The organism is Chryseobacterium panacisoli, from assembly GCF_008274625.1.
Classification (GTDB): domain Bacteria; phylum Bacteroidota; class Bacteroidia; order Flavobacteriales; family Weeksellaceae; genus Chryseobacterium; species Chryseobacterium panacisoli.
The window spans coordinates 202,266-215,313 of record NZ_VTRU01000004.1 but is presented as its reverse complement, the minus strand read 5'-3'; the positions used below and the strand labels follow the sequence as shown (position 1 = coordinate 215,313).

At 36.3% G+C, this 13,048-nt stretch carries 9 protein-coding genes and 1 pseudogene; 5 read left to right on the top strand and 5 right to left on the bottom strand.

What is annotated here, in order from left to right; translation table 11 throughout:
* Positions 1-6 precede the first annotated feature (6 nt).
* Positions 7-2,676 (top strand): MGH1-like glycoside hydrolase domain-containing protein, encoded by a 2,670-nt coding sequence (locus FW781_RS16590; protein ID WP_149388441.1) that lies wholly within the window; start codon positions 7-9, stop codon positions 2,674-2,676.
* A gap of 26 nt (positions 2,677-2,702) precedes the next feature.
* Here the strand turns inward: FW781_RS16590 and recO are convergent, their stop codons facing one another.
* The 4 genes from recO to FW781_RS16570 are packed head-to-tail and all read right to left on the bottom strand — an operon-like array spanning position 2,703 to position 7,372.
* Complete coding sequence (recO, locus tag FW781_RS16585; RefSeq protein ID WP_149388440.1) at positions 2,703-3,389, bottom strand: DNA repair protein RecO; 687 nt, start codon at positions 3,387-3,389, stop codon at positions 2,703-2,705.
* 3 nt (positions 3,390-3,392) lie between these two features.
* Positions 3,393-5,657 (bottom strand): type IX secretion system anionic LPS delivery protein PorZ, encoded by a 2,265-nt coding sequence (gene porZ, locus FW781_RS16580; protein ID WP_149388439.1) that lies wholly within the window; start codon positions 5,655-5,657, stop codon positions 3,393-3,395.
* A gap of 9 nt (positions 5,658-5,666) precedes the next feature.
* Positions 5,667-6,614, bottom strand: coding sequence for a bifunctional metallophosphatase/5'-nucleotidase (locus tag FW781_RS16575; RefSeq protein ID WP_149388438.1), 948 nt, complete (start codon positions 6,612-6,614; stop codon positions 5,667-5,669).
* Positions 6,614-7,372 carry a 5'-nucleotidase C-terminal domain-containing protein gene (locus FW781_RS16570; RefSeq protein WP_172625747.1) on the bottom strand — a complete coding sequence of 253 codons (759 nt, stop codon included), beginning with the start codon at positions 7,370-7,372 and terminating at the stop codon, positions 6,614-6,616. Before FW781_RS16570 ends, FW781_RS16575 begins: the two co-directional genes overlap by 1 nt.
* A gap of 107 nt (positions 7,373-7,479) precedes the next feature.
* On the opposite strand from FW781_RS16570, the gene dapA reads away from it, so the two are divergent.
* From dapA to FW781_RS16550, 4 genes and pseudogenes are all read left to right on the top strand, one after another.
* On the top strand, positions 7,480-8,352 hold the full coding sequence (gene dapA / locus FW781_RS16565) for a 4-hydroxy-tetrahydrodipicolinate synthase (protein ID WP_149388436.1): 873 nt from the start codon (positions 7,480-7,482) through the stop codon (positions 8,350-8,352).
* Between the two features lie 112 nt (positions 8,353-8,464).
* A complete protein-coding gene (locus FW781_RS16560; RefSeq protein WP_149388435.1) occupies positions 8,465-8,968 on the top strand; it encodes a GNAT family N-acetyltransferase in 504 nt (167 codons plus the stop codon).
* A gap of 295 nt (positions 8,969-9,263) precedes the next feature.
* Positions 9,264-9,845, top strand: a pseudogene (locus FW781_RS16555) (helix-turn-helix domain-containing protein).
* Positions 9,838-10,284, top strand: a complete 447-nt coding sequence (locus FW781_RS16550; protein WP_149388434.1) for a response regulator — start codon at positions 9,838-9,840, stop codon at positions 10,282-10,284. The pseudogene FW781_RS16555 and the gene FW781_RS16550 overlap by 8 nt, the downstream one beginning before the upstream one ends.
* A gap of 612 nt (positions 10,285-10,896) precedes the next feature.
* On the opposite strand, the gene recG is transcribed toward FW781_RS16550, so the two are convergent.
* Positions 10,897-12,984 carry an ATP-dependent DNA helicase RecG gene (gene recG, locus FW781_RS16545; RefSeq protein ID WP_149388433.1) on the bottom strand — a complete coding sequence of 696 codons (2,088 nt, stop codon included), beginning with the start codon at positions 12,982-12,984 and terminating at the stop codon, positions 10,897-10,899.
* Between the last annotated feature and the right edge of the window lie 64 nt (positions 12,985-13,048).

The following is a 13,048-nucleotide window of genomic DNA, read 5'->3' as shown; positions in this document are numbered from 1 at the left end:
TCGCTTATGTCAGAAAAACAGAGAATTTCAGATGTTTCATGGAAAAAATGGGGTCCTTATGTAAGTAACCGGGAATGGGGGCTCGTTCGTGAAGATTACAGTGAAAACGGAGATGCCTGGAATTATACCAGTCATGATACTGCAGAAGCCAAAACATACCGATGGGGTGAGGAAGGCATATGCGGAATCTGCGATGATCTTCAGAAGCTTGTATTCTCTGTCGGATTCTGGAATAAAAAGGATAAAATGGTGAAAGAACGGTTCTTTGGATTGACCAATGGGCAGGGAAATCATGGTGAAGATGTAAAGGAATACTTTTATTATCTGGATTCTACACCTACCCATTCTTATATGAAAATGCTGTATAAATATCCTCAAAATACTTTTCCCTATGAAGATCTCGTAAAAACCAATGCGGCAAGAGGTAAGGATGAAACAGAATATGAACTGATCGATACCGGAATTTTTGATCACAATGAATATTTTGACATTTTTATTGAATACGCAAAGGAAAGTCAGGATGACATTCTGGTCAGATTAACGATTGTCAACAAATCTGAAAAAGAAGCCTCTCTCGTAATATTGCCTACGGTTTGGTTCAGGAATACCTGGAATTGGGGATATGATGACTATCAACCTAAATTATATGCTGAAGATGCAGACCGCATTAAAGTAAATCATCAGGATATTGACATCAAAAATGTATATGCAAAGCAATCTTTAAAAACGCTGTTTTGTAACAATGAAACCAATAATGAAAGACTTTACAAGTCACAGAATGAATCAAAATTCTGCAAAGACGGGATCAATAATTTTGTAATGACGGGCAATTCTCAGTCTGTGAATCCAAAGAATATTGGAACCAAAGCTTCTTTTTTTATTGATGAAGATTTCAAAGCCGGGGAGTCCAGAGTATTTGAATTCAGAATATCGGATAAGGACTTACGAGAACCGTTCGGTGATTTTGAGGCTCTTTTTAATCAAAGACAGAAGGAAGCAAACGAATTTTATACTGAAATCCAGAAAGGAATTGCTTCGGAGGATGAAAAACTGGTACAAAGACAGGCTTTTGCAGGGATGCTGTGGAACAAAATGTTTTACCACTACAACGTTGAAAAATGGCTGAAAGGTGATCCGGCTGAAATGCCTCCTCCAAAGTCGCGGGAAAAAATAAGAAATTACGAATGGAAGCATCTAAATAACGAACATATTATTTCCATGCCGGATAAATGGGAATACCCTTGGTATGCCACATGGGATCTGGCATTTCATACCATCAGCTTTTCATTAATAGATCCTGATTTTGCAAAACATCAGCTGAAACTTTTCCTGTTTGAATGGTATATGCATCCCAACGGACAGCTTCCTGCCTACGAATGGAACCTTAGTGATGTGAATCCGCCGGTACATGCCTGGGCAGTTTTCAGAGTATTTAAAATTGATGAATATTTAAATGACAAACCCGATCTGGAATTTTTAGAAAGTGCTTTCCAGAAACTGCTGATGAACTTTACGTGGTGGGTGAATAAAAAAGATACCAATGGAAACAACATCTTTGAGGGAGGTTTCCTAGGACTTGATAATATCGGTGTTTTTGACCGGAATGCTGTTTTACCAAACGGAGAACAGCTGGAACAGTCGGACGGGACGAGCTGGATGGCCATGTTTGCCCTGAATATGATGAGAATTGCTCTGGAGCTGGCACTTTACAATAATGTGTATGAAGAAATGGCGATGAAGTTTTTTGAACACTTCCTTGCGATTGCGAATTCACTGGATAATATGGGCGATGAAGAATTCAGTTTATGGGACGAAAAAGATGAGTTTTTCTATGATGCCATAGCTTCTAATGACGGAACGCATATGTATTTAAGATTAAGGACCATTGTAGGATTGATCCCGATGTTTGCCGTTGAGGTTATAGATGATGAAATGATTGAAAATCTTCCCAATTTTAAGAAGAGAATGAAATGGGTACTGGATAATAAACCGGAACTGGCTTCTCTGGTTTCAAGATGGGAAGTGAAAGGCCAGGATTCCAAACACCTTTTGTCTTTGCTCCGCGGACACCGTCTGAAAAGATTATTAAACAGAATGTTGAATCCGGATGAATTTTTAAGTGATTATGGAGTAAGAGCGCTATCAAAAGAATATGAAAATAATCCCTATACTTTAACGCTGAATGAAACGGATTATAGTGTGAAATATACTCCCGCAGAAAGTGACAGCGGACTGTTCGGTGGGAACAGCAACTGGCGCGGTCCGGTGTGGTTTCCTATTAATTTTCTGATTATCGATATCCTTCAGCGCTTTTTCTTTTACTACAGCCCCGATTTCTTGGTGGAATACCCTACAGGAAGCGGAAACTATTTAAACCTTGATCAGATAGCAGATGCTTTAAACAAGAGGCTTGCAAAGATTTTTTTAAAGGATGAAAATGGAAAAAGACCTGTCCACGGGCAGTATGAAAGATTTCAGACCGATCCGGACTTTAAAGATTATATCCTGTTCTACGAATATTTTCATGGGGACAACGGCCGTGGAGTAGGAGCTTCCCATCAGACAGGCTGGACGGGACTTATTGCCAAGATCCTGCAGCCAAGATTCTCCAAAAAAGAAATTGCAGAATCTGAAACTGAAATGCCTGAAGATATTGAAAAAACAAAAGAATCATAAAACAGTTCTACCCATCAGAAACCGGACTACTCAAATATCTGCTGGATGATTTCCAATGAAGCAGGCGTTTTGAAGTCTGTGATATGATAATGATAATATATCAGAAGGCTGTCCAGAAAGTCTTTTCTTAATGAGGAATGGATTTTTGTAGCATACAGATTTTCAGCACAAAGTGCTTCTTTCCATAATGTAGAAATTTCTTCATTGAATTGCTGATGACAGATTCCCTGGGAAAAAGTTCCGGTTTCCGGATCTAAAAACTTACCGTCACCCAACAGCGGAGCCACCCCCTGAATTTTTAAAACAGCCAGTAAAAAGAGCAGGTGTGCCTGATAATTTCTTTTTGTCAGTTCATTGATAAAATGATTTATACTGACATAAATAGGAATATTTTTATCCTCATACTTAAGGATGTGGCTCAGAAAATCTGAAATAAAGAAAATAACGGTATTGACTTTTATATCTGTATAAATGTCATTATTTTTTACCAGTTCAAACTTTGAAACAGTTGGTATGCCATTGCCACGGAGCGGAAGTATTGAAAAATTCAGCTGGCTCAGTGGCTGCAGCAGGGCCTTCTTTTTGTTCTTTTTAGCATAAATTCCTTTTAGAAAATAGCTTTGGAAACCCTCTTCTTCAGTAAAACAATGCAATACAGCATCATTTTCCCCATATTTTATAAACGAAAGTAAAAAACCGTTTTGTGAATTCATTAATTAATTGACTACTCCTATTTTGGCTGTAGCTTTATCAGACCCATCTTCATTGGTCATCAGAACAAAATACATTCCTGATGCTACTCTTACTCCTTTCTGATTATTAAGATCCCATTCATAATAACCTCCTCTTGCCACTGCAGAGTGTACAACATTTCCTGCTGCATCTACAATTCTTATATTCGTTTTTTCTGCAAGACCTTTTAGGGTGACTTTTCCTTTAAAATTAGAATATACAACAGGGTTAGGATATACCACAACATCACCGAAATTGGAAGTTACATCAGCAACATCACCCTGGTAGGTTACAATACCATTATACGTTACAAAATATACTTTTCCGGTTTTCTTATCAACCTTTATATCTGTAACGCTGTTTGTAGGAAGAGGTGAATTTTCTTTAGTAAAATGTTTTATTGTTTTCTGGCCGTCAGCAGAAAGGTAATATACACCACCACCATCAATGGATACCCACTTATAATTTCCTTCGTCTACTGCAATCTGAAGAATTGCTGATTCTCTGAAAAGCTCTTCACCCAACCCATTTTGTTCTATGACTATTGGTTCTACTTCCGGCTGTGGATTTTTTATTTCAGACGCAGCGTTAGGCATAATCCTTAAACCTGCATCTGTACCGATCCATGCATCTCCGGACTTATCAAAAGCTACAGATAAGATTCCTCCTGAACTGTTAAATCCATTGGCAGAACCCAGGATATAATCTGTATCATCGGAAAGATTGGTCGCATTTTTATAGTCATATACCCAAAAGTTATTAGATCTCGGCAGTGGAGTCCATAGCATATTTTCATGGAAAACGGCCTTTTGTATACCATCACTGGCAAGAACAATTTTCTTGATGATAAAATCATCAGCGGCTTTATCATAGATTCCCATGGAAGGGTTTCCGTCATTAAATCCGAAAGAAACAAAAAGATTGTTCTGAGTATCTGTAGTCAATCCTACCGGGCGTCTGTAGTAAGGCTGTGCACCGAGATTATAATACTTTACCAGCTCAAAATCTTTGCTTGTGGCATTATATTTCATTCTATATACTCCGTGAGACAACATTGTATAATTAGTAAAGAGAACTTCATTACTGTTATAAGGGCTTATAATAGCATCCAATACGTTGACAAAGACCGGACGATTTGGATTACTTTTGTTGAAAAAAGAAGGATAAATCCAGTCCGTACCGTTGAAATAATAAAACCCTGGTTCTTGCGGAATAATAGACGGGTGGTTGTAATTATTTGCTCTGGCACCAGAGGAAACCAGGAGTTGATTATTATCGAAAAGATTAATATTATAGGCAAAATTGTAGTAAGGGCCCGATGGTTTAAAAGTATTGTTACTTTCGTCCTTGATCCCAGATAATAAGGTCCCTCCAAAGATTTTTCCCGCAGCTGTTATAGCAGTGTTGCATTCCTCTCCAAGACTTACCGCATTTTGTGATACACCATTTATGCCGTAGGTATACACTCTGTTGTCAGTAACTATAATATTATTAGAGGTAACAACAATATCATGGATATTATCAAAGTTCGTAGGAAGCTGGGTAGGAGTACCATTGTTATAAAAATAGGCCGCTGTAGCTGATGAATATACCAGTTCAGATTCTGAATCTATATGTTTGAATGCTCCGGGAGCTTCCGTTGTCCATGTAGAATATACCGGGAAGGTAGTATTCATCTGATGGCTCTTTAATCCTGTATTGGTTACCGAATATACTTTATTCCCGAATATGGTCGCTTCATTACTTGCTTCATAAACTCCGCCAGTCAGGAAAAACGCTGAATCTCCGAATTCTTTATTATTCAGATTAAATATGGAAAGTCCATAGCCTACAGAAATGACAGCCTGATTTCCGGTGATAGAAATATGATTGATTTTTTTATTTCCGTTATAGCCGGTAGCAATAGGAATATCAACAATATATTTGATTTCCTGTGGAGTGATAACATCCATAGAACCGTTTTCATACCCAATAAGTCCTGTTTTAGTCTGTGGGTTATAATCGAAAGCTGTGATTCCGATATTATGCAGACCGTTGGCCTTGGACAACTTCGTAATTTCTCCTGTTGATATTGTATAATAGAAAATTCCGTTTTCTGTGGCTGCAATGATTTTCCCATTGTCTTCCTTCATAGCCAAGACTTTGTTATAGGAAAATAAATCTGCCCATTTTTTTGATGAAATGACCTGCGCTTTTGTAAACTGCAGGGATGCTAAAATACCAAGAGAAATTATAGAGAGTTTTTTCATATTATGCGGTTATGCTATGCTGCTGTCTATTGCCTGATTGTTCCAGGAAATATGCTGTACGTTTTTGTTTGTATCAAAATAAAAATCTATTCTACCCAAAAGAAGACCTGCCCATCCTACCTGATTAACAAGGACGTTTTTGCCCTGTCTGTTGGTATAAGATTGAGGTTCCGGTAAAAAGGTGTGAGTATGGCCTCCCAGGATAATATCAATATTCTCTGTATTGGCCGCTAAAATTTTGTCACTTATTTTATTGGGTTCATCTTTATAATCGTAACCGATGTGTGAAAGACAAATCACCAGATCACATTTCTGCTCTTTTTTCAGGTAATTAGAATAATGCTGTGCTACATCAATCGGATTGGAATAAACGGTTTCCCCATACTGTTTTTTACCTACAAGGCCATCCAGTTGAATTCCCACTCCGAAAATTCCTACTTTGATTCCATTCTTGTTGAAGATCTTATACGGAGAAGTTTTCCCGTCAAGAATCGTATTTTTAAAATCATAATTGGAACAGATAAAAGGAAACTTCGCATTGGGAAGTACTTTTAAAAATCCATCAAGACCATTATCAAAATCATGATTTCCCATGGTAGAGGCATCATATTTCATCATGGACATTAATTTAAACTCCAGTTCTCCTCCGAAGAAGTTGAAATAAGGAGTTCCCTGGAAAATATCTCCCGAATCCAGAAGCAGTACATTGCTTTCCTGATTTCTGATCTGCTGAATTAAGCTCGCTCTTCTTGCAAAACCTCCCTGGTTAGGATTTCTTGTATAGCTTGCATCGAAAGGTTCTATTCTGCTATGCTGGTCATTGGTATGAAGGATCGTCAGTTTATTTGCGGATTTTAAGTCAAGAATTTTCAATTCTTCCGCCATCATCATATTGGGAGCTAAAGCCATTGCCAAAGATCCGCCTCCTATTGCTTTTAAAAAACTTTTTCTATCCATTACTTCTTCCCGATAAAATTTAAACGAACATCTGAATTTACCACAACTTCAGGAGCTTTCTTAAAATAATCGATAAACAGATCTCTCATTTTAATTCCTGTTGAGATAGATTCTCCTTTGGCAAAGAATTTCATATTGTCTCCACCCAGTGCAAGATAGTCTGAAGTGGCAATATAATAATCTTTAGCCGGATCTACTGTTTTCCCGTTGATCAGGGATTTGATTACCTGTCCGTTATTGGTCTCAATATATAAATGAGAAACAGGATTGTTGACCTGCGTTTTTGCATAATACTCAAAAAGGCCCTGTAAATCTGCTCCTTTCATTTTTACAATCACCACTTCATTTTCAAAAGGCATTACTTCAAATACATTTTTCAGTAAAATATCCCCCTTTCCGATCGTGGTGCGGATTCCTCCGATATTGATCAATGCAGCATCTACATTTTGCTTAAGGTGAGTTTTTATCCATTCATTACCTCCTTCAAACGTGTAGTCAGCTAAAAGATTGCCCAGATTGCTGTTATCGCCCTGCTTTGTAAGATCCTCATTCGTGTGAGAGATCTTCTGGTTCATTTCTTTATCCAGTTTTTGCTTATAAGGCTCAATAAACTTTACAAACTCCTCATCATTTTTTAGCTCATTATTAACAGAAATATTTTTCTGGCTCTTTACATCTGCAAGTTGCAGCGTAGAAGCTGTTTTGCATGCTGTAAGGGCTGCCAGGGCAATTCCTATTAACAAGAATTTATTTTTCATAATATCTTTTAGTATATGCAAATATAACTATATGTATAATAAAACATTATTATTTATTACAAATTCTTACTGTAAATGATTAAATTTGGCAAAAATAATTCTAACAGATGAGCATTTTAAAAGGAGTAGGTGTTGCATTGGTAACACCCTTTAATGAAGATTTATCCGTTGACTTCGACAGTTTAACAAAACTTGTTGAATACAATATCGAAAACGGAACCAATTATTTAGTAGTATTGGGAACTACGGCAGAGGCCGCAACGCTTTCTGCAGAGGAGAAGAAACAGGTAATTGAGCATATCATTAAGGTGAATAATAAACGTCTTCCTTTAGTTTTGGGAATTGGCGGCAACGATACTCTTGACGTTAAGAAACAGATTGAAGAAGCAGATCTTTCTGCATTTGAAGCAGTACTTTCAGTATCTCCTTATTACAATAAACCGAACCAGGAAGGTCTTTATCAGCACTATAAAGCTTTAGCTTCCACAGGGAAGAATATTATTATTTATAATGTTCCTTCAAGAACAGGGCAGAATGTAGAAGCAGAGACTACCCTTCGTCTTGCAAAAGAATTTCCAAATTTATTCCTGATTAAGGAAGCTGCACCCAATATTTTACAGTATTTTGATATTCTGAGAAAGAAACCTGAAGGCTTTTCATTGGTTTCCGGAGATGATGAATATACATTGCCTGTAACATTAGCAGGAGGAGATGGTGTGATTTCCGTTATTGGGCAGGCATATCCTAAAGAATTCTCTACCATGGTACAGCTAGCTTTTGAAGGGAAAGTAAAAGAAGCTTACGCAATTCACAATAGGCTGGTAGATATTACCCGTTTGATTTTTGCTGAAGGAAACCCTTGCGGTATTAAAGTAATTCTTGCAGAAAAAGGAATCATTAAAAACTATCTGAGACTTCCTTTGGTAAAAGCATCAGAAGGTCTTCATGCAAAAATTAAAGCTGAAATGGCAACCATTTAATAATGAATTGAATTTTAAGATTACTTAAAATTTGGCGGTTCATTATTGAAAAATATAAAGGGTGAAAAGTTTAGGCTTTTCACTTTTTTTAACCATCATAATATAATAAATCATGAAATTAAGACAGGCAGTAGCTGTAGATATCTCTTTAATTCAGGATCTGGCACGAAGATCATGGGGAAATGCCTATGCAGACATTCTTTCAAAAGAACAGATGGAATTTATGCTTTCCGAAATGTACTCAGAAACAGAAATTCTGAAGCATCTTCAGAATCCTCATTACCACTATTACCTCATTCAGGATGAAAATAATGATTCTTACGAAGGTTTTATAGGATATGAGCATCATTATGAAGACAAAACTACTAAGTTGCACCGTATTTATCTGGTTCCTGAGAGTAAAGGAAAGGGGTTCGGAAAAAAAGCGCTTCAGTTTCTGCACGAAAAAGTTTCTGAGAACGGAAATGAAAGAATTATTTTGAATGTGAATAAAAATAATTCTGCCCGAAATTTCTATGAGTCCCAAGGATACAGGGTTTATGGGGAAGGTGTTTTCGATATCGGGAACGGATTTGTGATGGATGATTACATGATGGAATTTCTAATTCACTTCTAATTGACTTAAAATTTTGTAACTTTAACCTGTAATTCTATAACAAGTGATTTCTTATTTTGAATGATCTTTGCTTCAGAACCAAATCACTTATAACAATACATTCATATGCTTGGTTTTGAGCTGACACAGCTTTTTATCAGTATATTTTTTTCATCCTTAGTGTTTAAATTCCTGTATTCTCAAATACAGGAGTTTTTGCGTCTATATGGCAAATATTAAAAATTTACACCTATTTCACTTTTAAATGAAATAAATTGTTATATTTACTAAATAAAACAGGCTTATATATACTAGGATGAAAATGTATGTTAAATTTGATTTCAATGCCCTTTGCAAGAAGGTATTGGACGAAAAACTTAAAGAACACGGGCTGAAGTACAGGTTGCTGAACTTCGGTGAAGTGGAATTTTATGAGCCTCTTACCCAAGAACAGCACAGTCTTTTTAAGCAAAACCTTGAAGATTATGGTATAGAAATCATATAAAGTCAGAAGACTGCGTTGGTACAGAAAATAAAAGATGCTATCGTAGAACTGGTCTTTTCTGATGAGATCATACCGGTAAAAGCATCCATCTATATTTCTGAGAAGCTAAATCACAGCTATGGATATCTTTCCAACCTATTTTCCGAAGTTGCTTATACATCTATTGAGAATTTTATTATTCTGCAAAAGATAGAACATGCGAAAGCCCTGATCATAAGAAACAAACAAAGCCTTACAGAAATAGCCCATAAGCTGAATTACTCCAGTGTGGCGCATTTGAGTACCCAGTTTAAAAATACGACAGGAATCACTCCTTCCCAGTTTCAAAAGATCATTGGAAAAAGGAGAAGAGCTCAAAGCACGGCAATAAACCCTAAAATGCAGTATGAATAAAGAATTTCTGAACGTAATAGTAGCAGATAACGATGAAAATACCTTGATTTTCTTTAAAAATATTTTGAAAGAGTTGAAAATCTCTATAAAAGTTCAATGCTTCAGTAACGGAAAAGATATGATGCTATATCTGAATAATGATGATGCCGTAGTTCCGGAAATTGTTTTCATAAAATATACTATCCCTGGAAAAGACAGTATGGAATGCCTGGAAGAGATTGAAGCAAATCCAAAATTCAATAATATGGTAACCGCCATTTTTTCGGAACCCATTCCGGAAAATGAAATTGAAGATATTTTTGTAAAAGGAGCCAATATTTTCATGAAAAAACCTGAGTCTTTTGAGCGTCTGAAAAAGGTGCTTACAGATATTATAACAATTAATTGGCAGTATCATACTTCAGGATTGAATAAAGATCATTTTATTCTGAAAGTTTGATGAATAAAGGATTTGTTAATTTCATATTAAGAAAATATTAATCGTATTTGATGCATACTATTCACAAATAAGTGAAAATTTTATAACTAATACTTAAAATAATATAAAAAGGATCTGAATTAATATACTGACATTTGTAAAAGTAATCTGAGACACAAATTTCATTATATAGTAGAAGATACGGATGAATGAGAAGTAATTGTTTCTAAAAAACAAAATTATATAAATCACGATGTTAGTTAACAAAATGAATTATATTAATTTTTCCAATTTTAAAGCACAGAAGATCTTTAAACAAAACGGTACAATCATGAAAACTCAAAAGTAGTTGGAGATATTTTTATTCGTTTCATTCCCTCATCTCCACCGAAACTCAGTTAGTTTTTATAATAAGCAAGTTGGAAAAAAATAATTCATTTTGTTTTTCATAATTTGTTTTAATAGTTAAGGTTTTAGCTTATCAAATAATATTGTTATATAGATATTTTCACACCACATCACAAAATATTAAGCCTTAACTATTAAAATGAATTTTTTGGATATACCAAAAAGTAATTTCTTCTAAATAACAGTTTTATAAGGGGGCCGCAGGAAGTATTTTCTGCGGTTTTTTTATGAAATTTTACTCCATTTATTTTTTCCTTTGTAGTATCTGATATAATAGTTTTTAATAATCAGATTATCAGGTCTGGACAGCATTGGATCGGCTTCCAGAATTTTTTCTACCGTATTTTTTGTTGTTTTAATAATCACCGAATCATTAATCAGGTCCAATCTCTTAAAATCTACCACACCACTTTGCTGGGTACCCAGAATATCTCCCGGACCGCGAAGCTGCATATCCACTTCAGAAATTTTAAAGCCGTCATTGGTTTCGGTCATTGTCCTAATACGTGTTCTGCTTTCCTTAGACAATTTATCTGAAGTCATCAGGATGCAGTAACTCTGTTCAGCACCTCTTCCTACGCGCCCTCTCAGCTGATGAAGCTGTGAAAGCCCGAATCTCTCTGAGCTTTCAATGACCATTACAGAAGCATTGGGGACATTTACTCCCACTTCAATGACTGTAGTTGCCACCATAATTTCAGCTTTCCCCGAAGCGAAATAAGCCATTGCCGCGTCTTTTTCATCAGGTTTCATCTTCCCATGAAGCATGGTCACATTGTATTCTGAGAAATAATCCATAACATGTTCCAAACCTTCCACCAGATTTTTGTAATCTAAAGTTTCAGATTCCTCAATAAGTGGATATACAAAATAGACCTGCCGGCCTTTCTTAATTTCATCTTTACAGAAATTATAAACATACAGTCTGTCTTTTTCACGTCTGTGAGCAGTAATGATAGGCTTTCTTCCCACAGGCATTTCATCAATTACGGAAACATCCAGATCTGAATAAAAACTCATTGCCAGAGTCCTTGGAATAGGAGTAGCGGTCATCACCAGAATATGAGGCGGGATTTTATTTTTGGCCCAAAGTTTAGCACGCTGGGCCACTCCGAATCTATGCTGCTCATCAATAATTGCCAAGCCGAGATTTTTAAATTTAACCTTATCCTCTAAAACGGCATGAGTCCCCACCAAAATTGAAAGCGTACCATTTTCCAGTTCTTCATGGATAATTCTCCTTTCTGCTGCTTTGCTGGAGCCGGTAAGAATGCGGATATTGATTCCGGTTTTTTCTAGCAGTTCTTTGATCCCGTTATAATGCTGCTGGGCAAGAATTTCCGTGGGAGCCATCAGACAGCTCTGAAAACCGTTGTCCATAGCAATAAGCATGGTTAACAGGGCCACCATCGTTTTCCCTGATCCTACATCACCCTGTAAAAGCCTGTTCATCTGAATCGGCCTTTTCATATCAATACGGATTTCCTTGAGTACTCTTTTCTGAGCATTCGTAAGTTCAAAAGGAAGGTGGTTTTCGTAGAAATCATTAAAATGATCCCCAATAACAGGGAAAGGGTTACCATAAGCCTGAGTTTTATGGTGAAGCTTTTTTAGGCCATATCCTAACTGAAAAAAGAATGACTCTTCAAATTTCAACCTGTAATCCGCCTTATCAAAATGCTCTTTATCTTTTGGAAAATGAACATTCAGAAAAGCGTGCTGTCTGGACATGAATTTAAAGGTTTTCATCAGATATTCCGGAAAATTCTCTTCAATAAGATTCGGAATTTCTTTGCAGATATTTCTCAGTGCATTCTGGAAAAACTTTTGGCTTAATCCTCTTTTAGTCAGTTTTTCTGAACTCGGATAAATAGGTTTGAGTCTTGTATCTCCTTCTTTATTTTCCTCAGCTTCTATTTCCGGATGCGGCATAGAAAACTGGCGGTTGAAAACATTAATCTTTCCAAAAATATAAACCTCCCTGTTAATAGGAAGCTGCTCTTTCAGCCATTTTGAATACTGGAACCATACCAGATCCATACTGCCTGTTTCATCATTGAATTTCGCAGATAATCTTTTAGTCTTCCCGGTCTGGATTTCCTGAACATGAGTAATTCTTCCTCTCAATTGTATTTCCTGGCTGCTTTCTTCCTGAAGCTGAGAAACGGTATAAATTTTACTTTTATCCAGATAGCGGATAGGATAGAAGTTCAGCATATCTTCAACAGTAGTCAGGCCCAATACACTTTTAATGAGTTTTGCTCTTTCCGGACCTATTCCTTTTACGTATTCTATAGAGGTTTCGAGATTCATTTTCAGATTTCAGGATGCGGGTTTTTGAATTTTTTGATCCTTATTTTTTGACAAAAGAAATAAA